Genomic DNA, 17468 nt, shown 5'->3' on the forward strand with positions numbered 1-17468 from the left:
GCTGGGCGCCCTGCCTGGCCCTCGGGGCGGTTGGGACGGCGGCGGCGCGGCTGGGCCGGAGCGGCGCCCTCGGGTACGGCCAGCAGGGCCTTGATGGAGAGCGCGATGCGCTTGGCCTCGAGGTCCACGGCCAGCACCTTCACCTGCACCGCCTGGCCCACGCTGAGGGCAACGGCGGGGTTCTTCACGTAGCGGTGCGCGATCTCAGAGAGGTGCACCAGGCCGTCCTGGTGGACGCCCACGTCCACGAAGGCGCCGAAGTCCGTCACGTTCGTGACGATGCCCTGGAGCTCCATCCCGATCTCCAGGTCGCTAGGCTTGTTGACACCTTCGCGGAACTGCACGATCTCGAAGCGGTGGCGTGGGTCGCGGCCGGGCTTCTTGAGCTCGGCGAGGATGTCCTTCACGGTCTCCACGCCGAACTTCTCGTCCACGAGGAGCTTTGGATCCAGGGCGTCCAGCACGGCGTCGTTGCCGATGAGCTCGGGCACGGTCTTGCCCGCCAGCTGGCAGATGCGCTGCACCACGGGGTAGCTCTCGGGGTGCACGGCGGAGGCGTCCAGGGGATCCTCGCCATCGGGGATGCGGAGGAAGCCCGCGGCCTGCTGGAAGGCCTTGGCGCCGAAGCGGCCCACTTCCATCAGCTGCTCCCGGCGCTTGAAGGCCCCGTGCTCGAATCGGTGGGCTACGATGCCCTTGGCCAGGCCCTCGCCGATGCCCGCCACGTAGGCCAGCAGCTTGTATGAGGCGCTGTTGAGGTCCACGCCCACGCGGTTCACGCAGCTCTCCACCACGTCATCAAGGCCCTTCTTGAGGGCCGTCTGGTTCACGTCATGCTGGTACTGGCCTACGCCGATGCTCTTGGGATCTACCTTCACCAGCTCGGCCAGGGGATCCTGGAAGCGCCGGGCGATGCTAACGGCGCCGCGCACAGTGACATCGTGCTCGGGGAACTCCTCCCGGGCGATGTCGCTGGCGGAGTAGACCGAGGCGCCCGCCTCGCTCACGCTGATGCAGATGAGCCCGGTGCGATTCGTCTCCTTCAGCCACTCGCGGATGAAGGCCTCCACCTCGCGACCGCCGGTGCCATTGCCGATGGCGATGGCCTCGACGGGATTCTCCGTGCAGAGCTTCTCCAGCAAGGCCCGGCTGCCGTCCAGGTCACGCTTGGGTTCCAGGGGATAGATCACCTCGTTCTGCACCAGCTGGCCCAGGCGGTTGATCACCACCAGCTTGCAGCCGGTGCGGATGCCGGGGTCCACGCCGAGGGTGCAGCGCTGGCCTGCGGGGGGGGCCAGCAGCAGGTGGTCCAGGTTGGTCTGGAACACCTTAATGGCCTCGCCATCGGCCTTCTTCTTGGCCTCGTAGCGCACTTCCGATTCGATGGCGGGGGCCAGCAGGCGGTCGAAGGCGTCGCCCGCCACCTCGTTGAGGAAGCGGCGATAGCCGCTTCCGGGGTTGATCTGGACCTTGGTGACCAGCTGGCTCACCAAGTTCTCGCGCTCCACCACCAGCTTCACGGTGAGGACATCCTCCTTCTCGCCCCGGCGTAGCGCCAGGAGGCGGTGGCTGGGGATCTTGCGGATGGCCTCGGAGAAGTCGAAGTAGGGGCGGAAGCGCAACGCGGCCTGATCGGCCTTGCGCTCTTCCCGGAGCTCGGACTTCAGCACGCCGTGCTCGTGGAACTCCAGGCGCAGCCAGGCGCGGATGGCGGCATCCTCCGTGAGACGCTCGGCCAGGATGTGGCCCGCGCCCTCCAGGCACTCAGAGGGGGACCGCAGGCCGTCCTCATCCTTGATGAAGGGCTCGGCGATGATGAAGGGATCGGCGCCGCTGTCATCGGCGAGCAGGGAGTCCAGCAGGGGCTCCAGGCCGCGCTCCCGGGCCGTGGTGGCCTTGGTGCGCTTCTTGGGCTTGTAGGGCAGGTAGAGGTCCTCGAGCTCCGCCTTCACCCAGGTGGTCTCGATCTTCGCCTTCAGCTCAGGCGTGAGCTTGCCCTGCTCATCGATGGACTTCAGCACGGTCTTCCGGCGGTCCAGCAGGTCCTTGTAGTAGGCGTGGCGGTCTTCCACGGCACGGATGGCCACCTCATCGAGGGAGCCGGTCGCCTCCTTCCGGTAGCGGGCGATGAAGGGGACGGTATTGCCCTCCTCCAGCAGCGCCACAATGGCCGTTACGCCAGCGCGGGGGAGCTTGAGCTCCTTGGCCATGAGGTCCAGCACCTGATCCACACCTGCTCCTTGCAATCCTTCCCCGACGGGAACTGCGATCATACCAAGGACCGGCGTCTACTGCTTGATGAGGCCAAAACTGCGGTCGAGCAGTTCCCGCAGCTCACCGTCGAAGTCCACGGGGAGACTCACTACGTGGTTGACGCCGGCGGCCTTCGCCGAGAGCCGGGCGCGGACATCCGGACCGTCCATGAACAGGCAGATGGGCACCCCGTCCAGCCGCCCCATCTTCCGCAGGCGTTGGGCCACCTCCAGGCCCGTGAGAGGCCCGATCTGATGGTCGAGGAAGATCATGTCGACCTGCCCCTTCTTGGACAGCTCCAGCCCCTGCACGAGGTTCCTGGCCTCGAAGAAGCAGGTGTAGCCGCCCACCTGGAGGGTGGCCACGAAGATGCTCCGGTCGAGGTCGTCCGCCATGATGACGAGGAAGCGCCGGCTGCGCCTCCGCAGGCGAATGAGGCGATCCTCGGGGATCGGCCCTGCGTCCTCCGGCTCATCGTCGGCAGGATCCGCGATCACAAGCCCGGCGAGGGGATCCTCAAACTCTGGCGCGGAGGGGTCCTCCGTGCTGCCGCCCTCATCGAGTTCCTCGTCCCCGGGAGTCCCTTCCTCAGTGGCGCCGCGCCTCCGCTTCACCGGAAAGGCCCGGCCGAAGGTGGGCAGGCGCCGCAGCATGAGGCGGTGGAGGTTGGCGCTGTCGCGGCTTTCCATGCTGTCGAGGTGGATGCCGATGCGGACGGGACCGTCTTGGCTCGAGGTGCAGCTCCGGACCTCCCCAGAGCATTCGATGGCCGGCAGGTGGGGCAGGTTCAGGATCCGGACGATCTGGAGCCGCTGTCCCACCGTGAAGAGGCTCGGGCTCGGGGCGACGCGCTTGCCGGCCTGGATGTGGAGGGCGCGCTCCATGCGCATGCATAGGCCTTCCATGCTCAGGTTCAGCAGGCGCCCGGAAGCCGCGACCCCGTCGACCAGGCTTTCAAAGATGGCCACGCTGGCGTTCTCGCGGGAGCCGATGCGCGTCCGGCGGGACCCGCGCCGGTCCGCGAACCGGATGGCATGGGGGAGGCGGAAGACGCTCTCCATGTAGCGGCCGCGGTCCAGGTAGGTGATGTCGGCCTCGAACCTCATGCCCCCGAGGGGGAAGTGGAATTCCACCACCTCGCCCGACTTTATCCGGGGCACCTGGTGCGGAAAGCTCAGCGAGAAGGTGAGGTCCTGGTCATTCACCAGCTCGATGCGGGTTCCCAGGCACATGGGCGGTTCCGAGCGCAGCTGGAGATGGGCCAGGGTTCGCAGCCGCTGGAGCTCCTCGAGGTAGGCGAGGATCTGCTGGACGTCAGTTTGGACCGGCTCCCGGTCAAAGAGGTCGTTCTTGTTCGCGCCAAGCCGCTTCTGCATGCCGAACCTATCGGGGCCGGCGGCGGAAAGCAGTAGCAACGTCCAGATTGCGCGTCAGCCCTTCAGGGGCACTCGCCGCCGGGCGCCCTCCGGCGGCACCTCGAGCCCCCGCAATGCTTTTTTCCACTGCGATGCGTCCAGGCCCGTGCCGATGACCACCGCCACGCAGGCCGCGGCCGAGCCGTCTCCGGGCATGGGTAGCGGCGAGATCTCCAGGCGGCCGTCCGCCAGCTGAAAAGCCCAGCGGTCGCTGCCGTCGTTGCGCCTGGCCCAGCCGGCGAAGGCGCACACGCCCTTGGCCCGGAGCACCTCGCCCTGGACGGGCGGGGCCAGCAGCAGGGCCTCCAGGGCGGCGGGGTCCACAGGATGGTCCCAGGCCAAGGTAAGGGCGCGGGCCTCCGAGAAGCTGGTGGGAGCCGAGGCGGCCCAGCCTTCCGGCAGGGGGCGTAGGTCGCCCAGCCAGGGATCCGGGCTGCCCTCCGGAGCCACGCCGTGCCGCGTGACCACCAGCGGGATGTGGCGGAAGGCGCTGCGCACCTCCCCCTCCCAGGCCACGGCCGCCGAGGGATCCAGGTCCGCCTTGCTGAGGTGGACGAGGCTGGCGAGGGCCGCCTGGCGGTGGAGCAGGGGCTTCGTCTTCAGGTGATCGACGGGCGTGAGGCAGGAGATCACCGTGAGCAGGCCCGCCAGGCGCAGGCGTCCCTCCAGGACCGGTTCATGCTCCAGGTCCAGCAAGTCCGTGGGATCGGCCAGCCCGGTGGTCTCCAGCACCACGCGCTCGGGGCGCTGGAATTCAGGCTGGTCGCACCAGGCCCGGAGCGTCGCCACCACGTCATCGCGCAGGCTGCAGCAGACGCAGCCATTCACCAGGTTCTCCACCCCGGCCAGCTCGGGCCGCTCCGCATCCACGAGGGTGCCGTCCACACTGATGGCGCCGAACTCGTTGATGAGCACCGCCACCCGCCGGCCCGCCGCGACCTCCGCCTTCAGCAGGCGGTTCACGACCGTGGTCTTCCCGGCGCCCAGGGGGCCGGTGACGATGAGGATGTCCAGGGGGGCGCGTCCGTCCATCCATCCATGATGCCGCCCGCAGGAGAAATGTGAGAGCGTGGAAGCGTGGACACCCTCGATCTCAGCTACCGACTGACCGTTTCCCTGGTCGGCGCCATCGCCCGGGCCTGCGCTCGGGGTTTGCCCGAAGGGTGGCGGGTCCGGCTGGGGGCGGAGGCACCGGCGTTCGGGGAGCAGGGCTGGATCTGGCTCCATGCGGTGAGCGTGGGGGAGCTGCTGCTGGCCGATGGGCTGATCGGTCGGCTCCGGGCGGCGGGGCGCCGGGTTCACGTCACCACCGGAACGCCCGCCGGCCTCGACCTCCTACGTCGGCGGCTGTCCGCCTGGGATGCGGGCACGGAGCAGATCAGCGGTGGCGCCTTCCCACTGGATGACCCCGCTGGTCTCGAGTCGTTCTTCCACAGGCTGCCGGGTGTCTTCATCGCCCTGGAGACCGAGCTCTGGCCCGGCCTGATCGAGGCGCTCCAGGCCCGCGGCATTCCCCGGCTCGTGGTGAACGGCCGGCTTACGGACAAGTCCCTCCAGCGCGGCGGTCCCTGGCTGAGACGGGCGGCCGGGCGGCTCACGCTGGTGGCGGCCCGGGATTCGGACAGTGCCGAGGCCTTCCGGCGCCTGGGCGCGCCCAGGGTCGAGCTCGGGGGCAACCTCAAGGCGGATCTGCCACCGCCTCGTCCTCTCCCGGAGCACTGGGCGCCGCTGCGCGCTGCCTGGGCCGGTGATCCGGTGCTGGTCGCCGGGAACACCCTGGAAGGGGAAGAAAACCTGATCCTGGGCGCCTGGTTCGCAGCCCGGGCAGAGGCCACCAACCTCCGGCTGATCCTGGCACCCCGGCAGCCGCGGCGCTTTGATGCCGTGGCGGCGGAGCTGTCGGCGCGAGGGCTCCCCTTCCGCCGGGCTTCAGGTGCCTGGCCGGACGAAGGCTCCTGGCGCGAGACGGGGATCCTGCTGCTCGACACGCTGGGCGACCTCGCCGCAGCCTACGGCGAGGGCACCCTTGCGCTCGTGGCCGGGGGCTGGCGCCATGCGGGTGGGCACAATCCGCTCGAACCGATTCAGGCGGGCGTGCCAACCCTGATCGGCCCCGGCTTCGCCAACTTCGCGGACCTGGTCCCGCCCCTGCGGGCAGCGGGTCGCCTCCAGGTGGTCGAGGCGGAGGATCTTGAGCGCGCCGTGATGGTGGGGCTGGCTGGCTCTCCCCTCCGCCCGGTGCCGGCGGGTCCCCTCCCGGAGTCGCTCACCGGGGCGCTCGCTCGGACCTGGGACCTGATCACGCCCCATCTGCCGCCGATTGGATAGAATCTCGCCCATACGGAGCCGTCATGAACCGAAGGGCCGCGCACATCCTGCTGATCGACGACGATCCGGCCGTGCTGGACATGGTGCACTCCGCCCTGGCCCACTACGGGATGGAGGTGCACGCCTATCCGAACGCCGCCGAGGCCCTGGAACTCATGCAGAATCCGTCGGCGCCCCAGTTCGACCTTGTCATCACCGACATCAACATGGAGGGGCTGGACGGCTTCGACGTCATCCACAAGGTCAAGGCGATGCAGCCACGCCTGCCGGTGGTCCTCATGACAGGCCAGGCCTCGGTGGACTACGCCATCCGCGCCATGCGCATGGGCGCAGCTAACCTGTTTATGAAGCCCATCTCTATCCGGGAGATGGTCCAGAGCGTCTTCCATCTCGTGGACCTGCACCGCGACTTCCGGCTGGCGGATGACGGCCTGCGCGGTCTGGTGAACGAGCGCCGCCACTTCCTCTTCCGCTCGGACGAGTTGGACGTGCCCACCCTCGTTCGCCACCTGACGGACCGCCTGGTGCCCATGGGCTTCGCCTCCCTGAGCAACCTGGACGTCATCGCCATGGCTTTCCACGAGGCACTGGTGAATTCGCTGGAGCACGGCAACCTTGAGCTGGTGTCGAGCCTCAAGGGGGACCTCTTCGCGGCGGAGGACCCCTACGTGTTGCTCCGCGAGAAGCGGATGGCCGATCCGGAATACGCTGGACGCCTCATCGAGGTGCGACTGGCCATGGACACCGAGCGCTTCGAACTCGAGATCAGCGACGAGGGCAAGGGCTTTGACGCCAGCCGCATCTCGCCCATGACCGGGGATTCCGACATGGTGCCCCACTGCGGGCGGGGCCTCCCGCTCATCCTGCTGGTGATGGACGAGGTCCACTTCAACGAGAAGGGCAACCAGATCCGCCTGGTCCTCCGGCGGAAATAGGGCCTAAGGTGGAACCGGTATCGGCGATTTCCATAGACTTTTCCGGAAGGGGGGAAGGATGGCCCTTGTGGACGCCAGGTCAGGTGCAACTCACTCCAGGGGATCCGCCCAGGAGGCCGCCAGGCGGATGGTTGCGGTGGCAGGGACCTGGCGGACCCAGAGCGCCGTGGAAGGCCAGTCATTTCAGGCCCACCGGACCATCTGCCTCTGGCTGGGGCATTTCTACGCCCTGCTGGCCCTGTCCCGCTGGCTGCTGAACCCTCCCGGCCCCACCGGGCGGGCGCTTCTGCTGAACTCGCTGGTGTCCATGGGGCTGTTCTACGGCGCAGGGCTGCTGATCCACCCGCTGGTCCGGTGGCTGGGCGCCCTGGAGAACTTCGGCCTGCTGCTGGTAGGCGTGGCCCTGGGCAATGCGGTGTTCCTGGCGGCCTGGGTGCCCGCCGAGATCCAGGTGGCGAACTTCATCTTCATCCAGGTGTTGGCCGGTGTAGGCTTCCGCTCGACTTGGCGGTTCGCCCTCACCCAGTGGCTCTGCGTGGGGCTGGCGCTGTTCTCACTCTGGCGCTGGGTGGGCGTCCAGGCCCTCGGGGGGAACCTCTTCGTGCTGTTGTCCAGCCTGCTGCTCAGCACCATGATCTGGAAATACCTGAACCACCTGCTGGACGCCCTGTCCCAGCTGCGGGAGAAGGATCGGCTCATGCTTCGCCAGAGGGTGCGGCTCATCCGGGACCTGCGGGCCTCCCTGGCCAAAGTGCGCACCCTGCACGGCCTCATTCCCATCTGCTCCCACTGCAAGCGGGTCCGGGATGATGCGGGCTTCTGGCAGCAGGTGGAGGCCTATGTCCGCGACCGCTCCGAGGCCCAGTTCAGCCATGGCATCTGTCCCTCCTGCCTGGTGGACGTGGCCAGAGAGTTCGGGCTGAGAGGGATGGGCGGGGACCCTCGGACAACCACGGAGTGAGGTCCGGCGCCCGCCCACCAGCTGAGGTGGGCCGGCAGATTCAAGGAACCCGCGAGCAACCCCGATAGGTGTTCCAAGGATGGTCTTGTGAATTCTCGGCCTGATTCTGAACACCCGCTGGATTCCCCCTGGGGGACTCACGCCGGCGAGGACGCTTCCGCGGCATCGGGCCGGACCGCCGAGACCGTGGAGGCCCAGTCCATCCGTGCGCATCGGAGCATCTGCCTCTGGCTGGGCCACTACTTCGTCCTGCTGACCCTCTTCCGGCTGCTCTATTCCCGGCCCGACTACCCGAGGCGCGCCCTCGCCCTGGAATCGCTGGTGGCCCTGGTGCTGTTCTATGGTGCTGGCGTGCTGATCCATCGCATGGTGCCGCGGATGGCCGGCCTCGAGAACTTCGGGCTCCTGCTCCTGGGCTTCGCCCTTGGCAACAACGTGTTCCTCATGGCCTGGCTTCCAGGTGAGGTGCAGCTGGTCAACTTCGTGCTGGTCCAGGTGGTGGCGGGCGTGGCGCTCCGCTCGGGCTGGCGGTTCGGGCTCGCCCAGTGCCTGTGCGTCGGCCTGGCCCTGGCCTCCCTGGCCCACTGGGTGGGGCCCGGGCTCATCCTGGGCAATGCCTTCATCCTCCTCTCCAGCACCCTGCTCAGCACCGTGATCTGGCGCTACCTCAACCGCCTGATCTCCGCCCTGTCAATGCTCCGGGAAAAGGACCGGGTCATCCTCCGGCAGCGGACCCGGCTCGTGCGGGAACTGCGCGCCTCCCTGGCGAACATCCGCACCCTGCGCGGCCTCATTCCGATCTGCGCCCACTGCAAGCGGGTGCGGGATGACGCGGGCTTCTGGCAGCAGGTGGAGGCCTACGTCCATGAGCGCTCCGAGGCCAAGTTCAGCCACAGCATCTGCCCCTCCTGCATGGTGGATGTCGCGGACGACTTCCGGCGCATGGGGATTCCGTTAAAGTCGGGGCGGAAGACATAAAAAAGCGCCGGACCCGGTCCGGCGCCATTCCGTCCGAATGGATGGGCCTAGAAGGCCCCCTCCACGAAGGCCTTCAGCTGGGGCTTGGGCTGCCCGCCGATGAGCTTGTTCACGGGCTTGCCGTCCTTGAAGACGATGAGCGTGGGGATGCTCATGATGCCGAACTGGCCGGCCACCTGGGGGTTCTCGTCCACGTTCATCTTCACGAACTTGGCCTGGCCCTTCATCTCGGCGGCCAGCTCGTCCAGGACGGGGGCGATCATCTTGCAGGGGCCGCACCAGGGGGCCCAGAAATCCACGAGGGTGACGCCCTGCGCGACGGCCTGGGGGAACTCTGCGTCGGTGATGTGGGCTACGAGGTCGGACATGGGAACTCCTTTCAAGTTCAGGGTAGGGGAAGGGGGGCGTCGGGGTTCGAGCCCCCCCACTGGGCGATGGTGAAGATGCTCATGTAGCGTTCGTTGGTCTCCCTCAGCCGCTGGGCAAGGACTTCGCAGAGCGCGTAGAGGATCTTGAGGGCCAGCTTGTGGTAGGCGTCGATGACGGACCGGAGCTCCTGGAGGGGGATGAAGAACAGGTCCGTGTCCTCGTTGGCGATGGCATCCGCCGCACGGGCGGCCATGTCGATGAGGGCCATCTCGCCGAAGAAGGCGGGTGGCTCCAGCACGGCCAGGGCTTCTTCCCCGGTCGCACTCTGCTTGGAGATCCGCACCGACCCTTTCATGACGACGAAGAGGCCGTCGCCGGGATCCCCTTCCCGGAACAGGACTTCCCCCGCCTTGACCGAACGGACCTGGCCGATGATCAGGATCTGCACCCGCTCCGCCTCGTCCAGGTTCCTGAACAGGGGCGACTGGGTCAGGAAAGCGGCATCGATCAACGCTGATCCGTGGAGGGGGGGGCCGCGGTGGGTTCCAGTGGCACGTGGGCACAGAGGTCGAGGCCGAAGCCACGGAGGCCAATGTACTTGGTTTCATGCCGACTGAGGAGGCGCATTTTCCCAATGCCGAGTTGTCTAAGAATCTGGGCGCCCACGCCGAAGTCCCGGTCGCTCATGGCCTGGGCCTGTACCGGACCTTCATCGGCCACGCCGGGCGTGTGGGCGTGGCGCCGCAGGTACACGAGGGCACCCCGACCCTCCTTCGCAAGGACGCCCATGGCCTTCTGGAAGAGCCCGGATTCGAAGCCATGGAGGTCGTCGGGCAGGGTTTCCACATGCACACGGACCAGGGGGGGGTCCCCACCGGCCAGGTCCCCGAGCACGAAGGCCAGGTGGCTGCCACCGTCCAGGAGGCTCTGGAACCGGTGGACCTTGAGCTCGCCCCAGATGCTGGCCATGGTCCGGATCTCGAGAGGCTTCACCAGCGGCTCCTGCCGGAGCCGGTAGGCCACCAGGTCCGCCACCGTCACCAGCAACAGCCCATGCTGCTGGCAGAAGGGCACGAGGTCGGGCACCCGGGCCATGGTGCCGTCGTCCTTCATGATCTCGCAGATGACGCCGCTGGGATGCAGACCCGCCAGGCGAGCCAGGTCCACGCTGGCCTCGGTCTGGCCTGTGCGGGTGAGCACGCCGCCGGGGCGGGCCCGCAGGGGGAAGACGTGGCCGGGTTTCACGAAGTGCTGGGGCCTGGCCTCCGGGGCGATGAGGGCCTGGATGGTGCGGGAGCGGTCCTGGGCGCTGATGCCCGTGGTGGTGCCCTCCCGGGCCTCCACCGACACGCAGAAGGCCGTCTCGAAAGGGCTGGTGTTGTCCCGGACCATGAGGGGGATCTGCAGCCGGTCCAGCACGGGGCCTTCCAGGGCCGCGCAGATCAGGCCGCGGCCGTGGGTGGCCATGAAGGCGATGGCCTCGGGGCTCACGTGCTCGGCAGCCAGGGTGAGGTCGCCCTCGTTCTCCCGGTCCTCGTCGTCCACCACCACGACCATCCGACCTTGCCGGATGGCTTCGATGGCATCCTCGATGGAGGCGAAGGGGGAGTCAGGGCGGACGGTCATAGGACACCCAGCATCGCTCATGAGCCCTTCCGGGGGAAGGGCGCACCCGGCGGTAGGTGCGCAGTCCTATGGTATGGTTGGGCATCCGCTTCACCTTCACGAGAGGAACAGCCCATGTCACAGGGTGTGATCCAAGGCTCCATGCGCGAGGCGCCGCTGCCCGACATCATCCAACTCGTGAGCCAGGGCGGGAAGTCTGGATGCTTCCACGTGCAGCAGGAAGCTTCCAAGGCGCGCATCTACCTGAAGGATGGTCGCATCATCCATGCGGTGACCCACGCCGGCGAAGGCTTCGAGGCCCTCATGGAAGTGGCGCTGTGGCTGGAGGGGACGTACCGCTTCGAGGAAGTGGTGCCGGACGTGCCCAACACCATCACCAAGCCCAATGCCTCCATCCTGATGGAGCTCGGCCGCCGGATGGACGAGTGGCGGGTGATCAGCCAGAAGGTGCCCTCGGTGGACCTCTACCCGGCTTCCACCCTCCTTCCGGGCGAAACGCCCCACGACGTGAATCCCCGCGAGGCCAGGCTCCTCGCCCTGGCCACGGGCTACTACACCGTGTCCGAGCTGGCGGAGCTGGCGCAGAAACCCGTGCTCACCGTCGCGAAGGATCTCTACGGCCTGGTGATGGCCGGGCATGTGGTGATGAAGGGGCTCCGCTCCGGCAAGCCGCCGAAAGTGGAGGCTCCCGCGGTTGAGCCGGTCAAGGAGCTCATTCCCGTCTCCACCCTGCTGGGCACTGCTCCGGCCTCCGGGCCGGTCACCCCCGAGTCCCGGGAGGATGAGACCGCCATCGTGCGCCTCCAGGCGCCCCCTCCCGTCTCCCAGATGCGGGGCTTTCCCGAGAACGACGAGCCCCTGCCCGAGACGGTGGGCGGTGGCGTGGCCGGCGTGGCTCCGGCCGTGGCGGCCCCCAAGCCCGCGCCGGCCATGGATGATCCGCAGCGCATGGTCAAGCTGATGAACTTCACTCAGCGCATCGCCCAGGCCGCGAAGATGGTCCTGCCTGAGGGCCAGCATGAGATGGTGAATCGTCTCCAGGCCAAGGCCACGCAGCAGATCATCTCGGGCGATGGGCCTGAGGCCGTGAAGGGGCTGGCGCTGGCCATCAGCCGCGGCGCGGTGGATGCCGGCTGCGACGCCGACATGGTCCGGACCCTGAACACCCACCTCAAGGCGCTCTTCTCAACCAAATAGGCTTCCTGATGACTTCGCGCTTCCTGCTTGGCCTCGCGGCCGCTCTTCTGCTGCTGGCCACGGGGTGCAAAGAGCCTGATGGCGCCACCGGCGGCACGACCGGGGCGGCGATGTACGTCTACAACAGCACCACGTCGACCGTGTTCGTCTTCTCGGACCTGGGAACCGTTTATGACGGCACCGCCGCGACTGTCGCGCCCAACAAGCAGATCACCTCCTCGGTGTTCAGCAGCAAGATCAGCAGCCTCGCCTGGGGTGGTCTCTGCCTGGATGCCACCAATGCCTACCTCTACCTCGTGTCGGACTCCGGGAACATCGTCCGCGTGCGCAACCTGCGCTCCCAGAGTGGGACGGTGAGCAGCCTGGATGTCGTCTCCTTCAGCCTTTCCAACACCGGCCGTCTCTCCGGCTCCACCTTCGGGCAGGCCGCTCTGGACCCTTCGACCGACACCCTCTACATCACCGAGAACAGCAGCAGCGGCACGCAGATCTGGGTCGTGGCCAATGCCAGCAGCCAGGCCCAGGATGCCTCCATCGGCCTCCAGGCGCTGCAGATGAGCGGCGACAGCGGCGGCACCGGCGTCGCCGCCGGGTCGGGCTCGGTCTATGCCTTCATGCTCGATGGCAGCACCGTCGGCACGGTGGTGACCTACTCGGGCCCCCGCCTCCGCAAGGGCACGGCCTCGGCCTTCGCTGACGCCAACACCCTCATCGGCAGCTCGACCCTCCTCGGGAAGTACGGCGCCCTTGCCCTGGACAACACCGGCAACCTGTTCATGGCCCGCCACAACACGGATGCCGGGGCTTCCACGGCCCCGATCCTGGTCTTCACCACGGGGCTGTTCGGGCAGGCCTACAACCAGCCGCCCACGGCGACCCTCGGTGATGCCACGGCCCAGGCCGATCTGCGGGTCATCGCGCATGCCCGCACCAAGGACTGGCTCGTGGGCCTCCGGGGGAACGGCGCTACCTCGTACGGCACGGTCTTTATCTGGAAATCGCCCACCGGGGGCACGGCCGCCAAGGCCATCACGGTCACGCCGACCGGCTCCCTCTTCAAGGGGGTGGCGGTGGATGGGAACGCCTCGTGACGGGACTGCGCCTCCTGGGCCTGCTGCTCCAGGATGTCCTCCGCGATCTCTTCCGCCACCGCGGCCAATATGTGTTGGCGGTCCTCACCCTGGCCTCGGGCCTGCTGCTGGCCGGGGGCGGTCTGCTGCTGGTGGAGAGCCTGGACCGCTTCGTGGGGCGCCTCGAGGGCATGGCCAAGGTGGTGGCCTACGCCGCCGAGGGCCGCAGCCTGGACGAGACCGCCGGCCGGCTGAAGCGCGATCCCCGCTTCCGGGAAGTCCGCCGCATGTCCGCCGAGGAGAACCGGAAGCGCTTCCTCTCGGCGACGCGCGAGGCGGGTCTGCTGCTGGAGAGCGCGGGCCAGGACGCCCTGCCCGAGAGCCTGGAGCTGACCCTGCGCCAGGACCTGGCCTCTGGCGGCAGGGCCGTGGAGGTGGGCGAGAGCCTGCGGGGCATGCCGGGCGTGGGGGATGTGCTGGTGGACCAGGAGCGGCTGGAGAACCTCCAGCGCATGGCCCGCATGCTGCGCTCCGCCCTGGCCTCCCTGGGCGTCGTGCTGCTGCTGGCCGCGGGCTTCGCCACGGGCAATGTGATCCGCATGAGCATCCTCGCCCGCGAAGAGGAGATCTCGATCATGCGGCTGGTCGGCGCCTCAGAGAGCTTCATCCGCACGCCGCTGCTCCTGGAGGGCGCCTTCCTGGGCCTGGTAGGGAGCCTGCTGGCCCTGCTGGGCCTGTTCGGCCTCTGGCTGCCGCTGTCGCGGGGCGTGGGCGGCCTGTCGCCCCTGCTGGTGGAACTGGCGCGCCTGGGCTTCTTCTCCTGGGGCAACATGCTCCTGCTGGCCTTCGTGGGGGCGGCCACCGGCGCCCTGGGCGCCCTCTGGGCCTTCTGGGCCACCCGCAAGGCCCAGCGGGAAGAGGAAGCCCTCATGGAAGGGGCGAACTAGGCCGCCTTCTTCAGCGCTTCCGGCCCCGGCCGAAGGCGGCCTCGAACTGCGCCAGGGCGACCGGATCACTGTCGCGCTGCAGCGGCTCCCAGAACTCCTGGGGGTGGCTCTCCGCGAACTCGCTGCCCTGGGCGATGTTGAAGAAGATGTAGGCGATGAACTCTTCCTGGCGCTTCTGGATGTAGCTCCGGAAGGGGCGGCTAAGGAAGCCCAGCAGGGCGCTGTCCAGGGCCGTCCAGGTCTGGAGATGGCCTTCCAGGCCGTTGGGCCCCTCGTGGTAGCGGTAGGCGGTGACCATCTTCGCGCCCACGGCCAGGGGATTCCCCATCCGGCCCCGCTCCACCCGGCCGTCCGCGATGTAGATCCGGTAGCCGGGCCGCTTGTGGATGAGGGTCATGGTGCCGTGCAGGCCCTTGAGGTCATCGACGGTGAAGGAGGCCGGAGGTACCTCGAACGTGTAGAAGGTGGGCACGAACTGGCAGTAGCGCCACATGGCCGCGCAAAGCCGGGGGCGATCGTAGAGCTTCTCCACCGTCGCCAGGCGCACCTTCCGCGGCTGGGTCTTGATCTGGAAGGTGAAGTCCAGCCGGTCGAGGATGTCCTGCACCGCGGCCCGGTGCTGCGGCGCCAGGGCGTCCATGGGCAGCCGCTCCTGGGCTGATAGCCCACAAGCCAGGAGCAGAAGACCGAGGAACTGGGGGACCACCCGACCGCGCATGACTCCAGGCTATCCCACCTCTGGCTCCGGCGAAGGCTCCAGGGTGAGTTCAGCCAGGGCCCGGGCGCTGATGAGGTCCTCGGACGTGCCACGCAGGCTGCAGCAGTGCCGCGCGGCCAGCTGACCGCGGCGGATCGACTCGGCCAGGGGGCGACCCTCCAGCACGTAGCTGGTGAGGAAGCCCACGGCCAGGGAGTCCCCGGCGCCGTTGGTGTCCACCAGGGGCATTGCCGAGGGCTCGGGGGGGAAGAACCGGATGCCCTTCCGGGTGCCCAGGGCGCAGCCCTTGGCGCCCATGCCGGAGATCACGATGCGCTCGGGGCGGTCCCGCAGGAAGCGCCGGATCAGGGGGCTCGGGTCCGCATGGTTGGCGGCGGAGAAGAACAGGATGTCGGCCTCGCGGATGAAGTCCTGCCGGTAGGGATCGCCCGGATCCACCACGTCCTGCAGGTCGCAGGCGACCACCAGGCCCAGCTCCCGGGCCATGGGGAGAAGGTGGCGGGCCCAATCCGCCAGATGCGAATGCACCAGCCTGGCACCCGCCATGACTTCGCGGCAGCGGGCTGGATCCGGGCGGAGCCCCGAGTTGGCGCGGGCATCGTAGAAGTTCTTCCGGCGGCCGTCGGGGTACATCACGTTGACGCTGCGGGCGGTGCCGGCGGGATCCGTGAACACACCGCGGACATCGATGCCATCGCGGGCGAAGGCCTCGCGCACCAAGGCCCCGCAGGCGTCGTCGCCCAGGTTGCCGATGAAGGCCACGCGCCGCCCCAGGGCCGCGTAGCCCCGGCTGGCGTAGACGCCCGCCTGGCCCGGCGTGTCGAGGTTATCGGTGAAGTTGGCCTCGACGCTCCAGTCCACCTCCCGCCCCGGCAGGAAGACGTTCGTGTCCACCCCGGCGCAGCCGAGGACCACCACTTCAGTAGACAGTCTCAGCCCTTCCATCGCCGTGCATCCGCTTCGGACAGCCCAAGCTGATCCAGCACCCGGGTGGCGAAGGTGTCGAAGAGGTCCTCCAGCGACGTCGGCCCGCTGTAGAAGCCGGGCATGATCGGCATGACGACGCCGCCCGCGTCGTGGATGCGCAGCATGTTCTCCAGGTGGATGCGGTTCAGGGGCGTTTCCCGCAGGCAGAGCACCAGGGGCTGGCGCTCCTTGAGGCAGACGTCCGCCGCGCGGCTCACCAGGGACTCGCTCACGCCTGCGGCGATGCGGCCCATGGCCCCCGCGCTGCAGGGCACGATGGCCATGCCGTGGTGGCGGTACGAGCCCGACGAGATGTCGGCGCCCAGGTCGCGCTCGTCACGCAGGCCCACCTTGGGCAGGGCCGCGAGGTCCTTCGGCGTCAGGCCCACCTCATCGAAGAGGCAGCGCTTCCCCGTGGGCGAGAGCAGCAGGGCGACGTGCTCCACCGCCGGGCTGGCGGTGAGCCGCCGGAGGACGGCCACGCCGAAGGCGGAACCCGAGGCTCCGGTGATTGCGAGGGTGAAGCGCAGTCCCATAGACGGGCTACTCCATGACCGGGCGGTAGGCGCCGAAGAAGATGGCGTTGAAGAGGAGGCGTCGGGTGAACGGCGTCTGGGCGCGGAAAACCGGGTCGCCCGCCAGCAGGATCACGGCGCCCAGGCCGGACTTCTCCCGGATGGCCCAGGCGGTCTGGTGCAGCTTCGCCTCCATGGCCTTGGGCAGGAGGCCGGAGACCTTCAGCTCCTCCTTGGCGAAGTGGAGGGGGTTCTCCCCACCCGCGCTCAGCTCGAGGATGGGATCGCCGGTGTCCAGCACCGCCGCGCCCTGGTCCGCGTGCAAGCCCCAGGCGAGAGGATGCGAGCCGTCCACCCGGACCTTCAGGAAGGAGCCGGGAATGCTCTCCTCCAGGGCCCGGTCCTCCCGCTTGTCCCAGGGGCGAACCGCCTCGGCAGGATCGACTTTCGGCGCCTCCCGCTTGGGATCCTTCTCCTTCAGCCGCGCCTCCTCGGCGGCCTTGGCCAGCAGGTGGTAGCCCGTGGGGGTGAGCCCCGCCCGGGAGGCGTAGGCGGCGCCGCCCTGGAAGGCCAGCAGGGTGCCGCCCTCCGCGATCCAGGCCTTCAGCTTGGCGGCGCCGCCCTCGCCGAGGACCTGCTGCCAGGCCCTGCCCCGGGCGCTGTCCTGCCCATGGCTGTCGTCCACCAGCACCAGGTGCGTGAAGCGCGCCAGCGACGTGGCACCCAGGCGCTCCGCCCGGAGCTGGACGAAGGGCAGGCCTGCCTCGGTGAGGGTGTGGGCCAGGGCGCCGAAGGCGGTGGGGTCGGTGGGCCGATCCATGAGGATGGCGATGCGGGGTGCCTTCAGGATGAGGGCGCGGTTCGAGCCGAGGTCGGGTCCCGAGGTCATCTGGGCCGTGTCGGTGGGGAGCACCGGGTGCCGATGGAGCTGCCCCAGGGCCTCCAGCCTGGCCTTCAGGCCGGGGGGATTGCCACTCTTCCGGAGGACGATGGTGCCGGCGCCGAGCTTCCGGTCCTGGAACTGGGCGGGTTCCGCGAGGGCCGTGGCCTTGAAGCCCTCCCGCAGCAGCGTCGCCAAGGTGCGCTCCACGCCTTCGTGGCCGGCGGGCAGGAGGTAACCCCAGGCGGCCTCGGGGAGGGCGGTCGGCGGGGCGTCCGGGCGAGCCGCGGTGGCGACCCTCGGCCGGGCC

17 protein-coding genes are annotated in these 17468 nt (G+C 68.7%); 7 read left to right on the forward strand and 10 right to left on the reverse strand.

Features of this window, described 5'->3' with window-relative positions; all coding sequences use genetic code 11:
• The 3 genes from WAS25_RS13320 to WAS25_RS13330 all read right to left on the reverse strand — a co-directional run.
• The coding region (locus WAS25_RS13320) for a Tex family protein (protein ID WP_422312899.1) at positions 1-2231 on the reverse strand (2231 nt) is incomplete at its 3' end.
• Positions 2232-2288: 57 nt separating this feature from the next.
• Positions 2289-3629 (reverse strand): response regulator, encoded by a 1341-nt coding sequence (locus tag WAS25_RS13325; protein WP_422312901.1) that lies wholly within the window; start codon positions 3627-3629, stop codon positions 2289-2291.
• 54 nt (positions 3630-3683) lie between these two features.
• A complete protein-coding gene (locus WAS25_RS13330; protein WP_422312903.1) occupies positions 3684-4700 on the reverse strand; it encodes a CobW family GTP-binding protein in 1017 nt (338 codons plus the stop codon).
• 45 nt (positions 4701-4745) lie between these two features.
• Between WAS25_RS13330 and WAS25_RS13335 the strand changes: the two genes are divergently transcribed.
• The 4 genes from WAS25_RS13335 to WAS25_RS13350 all read left to right on the forward strand — a co-directional run bounded on the left by WAS25_RS13335 (position 4746) and on the right by WAS25_RS13350 (position 8870).
• Positions 4746-5996 (forward strand): 3-deoxy-D-manno-octulosonic acid transferase, encoded by a 1251-nt coding sequence (locus tag WAS25_RS13335; RefSeq protein WP_422312905.1) that lies wholly within the window; start codon positions 4746-4748, stop codon positions 5994-5996.
• A gap of 23 nt (positions 5997-6019) precedes the next feature.
• Positions 6020-6931, forward strand: a complete 912-nt coding sequence (locus tag WAS25_RS13340) for a response regulator (RefSeq protein WP_422312907.1) — start codon at positions 6020-6022, stop codon at positions 6929-6931.
• A gap of 127 nt (positions 6932-7058) precedes the next feature.
• The gene (locus WAS25_RS13345; RefSeq protein ID WP_422312909.1) at positions 7059-7892 is read left to right on the forward strand and encodes a hypothetical protein; all 834 of its coding nucleotides are present in this window, start codon (positions 7059-7061) and stop codon (positions 7890-7892) included.
• Positions 7893-7979: 87 nt separating this feature from the next.
• Positions 7980-8870, forward strand: a complete 891-nt coding sequence (locus tag WAS25_RS13350; protein ID WP_422312911.1) for a hypothetical protein — start codon at positions 7980-7982, stop codon at positions 8868-8870.
• A gap of 47 nt (positions 8871-8917) precedes the next feature.
• Here WAS25_RS13350 and trxA read toward each other — a convergent pair whose 3' ends face one another.
• Genes trxA through ribB form a run of 3 tightly spaced genes read right to left on the reverse strand, consistent with a single transcriptional unit; the run spans position 8918 to position 10865 of the window.
• Complete coding sequence (gene trxA / locus WAS25_RS13355) at positions 8918-9238, reverse strand: thioredoxin (protein WP_422312913.1); 321 nt, start codon at positions 9236-9238, stop codon at positions 8918-8920.
• A 17-nt stretch (positions 9239-9255) separates the two neighbouring features.
• Entirely contained in the window at positions 9256-9750 is a 495-nt protein-coding gene (locus WAS25_RS13360; RefSeq protein ID WP_422312915.1) for a Crp/Fnr family transcriptional regulator, read from the reverse strand.
• On the reverse strand, positions 9747-10865 hold the full coding sequence (gene ribB, locus WAS25_RS13365) for a 3,4-dihydroxy-2-butanone-4-phosphate synthase (protein ID WP_422312917.1): 1119 nt from the start codon (positions 10863-10865) through the stop codon (positions 9747-9749). Before ribB ends, WAS25_RS13360 begins: the two co-directional genes overlap by 4 nt.
• A 114-nt stretch (positions 10866-10979) precedes the next feature.
• On the opposite strand from ribB, the gene WAS25_RS13370 reads away from it, so the two are divergent.
• Genes WAS25_RS13370 through WAS25_RS13380 form a run of 3 tightly spaced genes read left to right on the forward strand, consistent with a single transcriptional unit; the run spans position 10980 to position 14079 of the window.
• Entirely contained in the window at positions 10980-12062 is a 1083-nt protein-coding gene (locus WAS25_RS13370) for a DUF4388 domain-containing protein (protein WP_422312919.1), read from the forward strand.
• Positions 12063-12070: 8 nt separating this feature from the next.
• The gene (locus WAS25_RS13375; protein ID WP_422312921.1) at positions 12071-13153 is read left to right on the forward strand and encodes a hypothetical protein; all 1083 of its coding nucleotides are present in this window, start codon (positions 12071-12073) and stop codon (positions 13151-13153) included.
• Positions 13150-14079 carry a cell division protein FtsX gene (locus WAS25_RS13380; RefSeq protein WP_422312923.1) on the forward strand — a complete coding sequence of 310 codons (930 nt, stop codon included), beginning with the start codon at positions 13150-13152 and terminating at the stop codon, positions 14077-14079. The genes WAS25_RS13375 and WAS25_RS13380 overlap by 4 nt, the downstream gene beginning before the upstream one ends.
• Positions 14080-14089: 10 nt before the next feature.
• Here WAS25_RS13380 and WAS25_RS13385 read toward each other — a convergent pair whose 3' ends face one another.
• The 4 genes from WAS25_RS13385 to WAS25_RS13400 form a co-directional block, all read right to left on the reverse strand.
• Positions 14090-14797 carry a hypothetical protein gene (locus WAS25_RS13385; protein WP_422312925.1) on the reverse strand — a complete coding sequence of 236 codons (708 nt, stop codon included), beginning with the start codon at positions 14795-14797 and terminating at the stop codon, positions 14090-14092.
• 9 nt (positions 14798-14806) lie between these two features.
• The gene (locus tag WAS25_RS13390; RefSeq protein ID WP_422312927.1) at positions 14807-15742 is read right to left on the reverse strand and encodes a carbohydrate kinase family protein; all 936 of its coding nucleotides are present in this window, start codon (positions 15740-15742) and stop codon (positions 14807-14809) included.
• Positions 15730-16299, reverse strand: coding sequence for a UbiX family flavin prenyltransferase (locus tag WAS25_RS13395; RefSeq protein WP_422312929.1), 570 nt, complete (start codon positions 16297-16299; stop codon positions 15730-15732). The genes WAS25_RS13390 and WAS25_RS13395 overlap by 13 nt, the downstream gene beginning before the upstream one ends.
• Positions 16300-16306: 7 nt before the next feature.
• A partial coding sequence (locus tag WAS25_RS13400) for a hypothetical protein (protein WP_422312931.1) occupies positions 16307-17468 on the reverse strand: 1162 nt, incomplete at its 5' end.

This window comes from Geothrix sp., from assembly GCF_049292215.1.
Classification (GTDB): domain Bacteria; phylum Acidobacteriota; class Holophagae; order Holophagales; family Holophagaceae; genus Geothrix.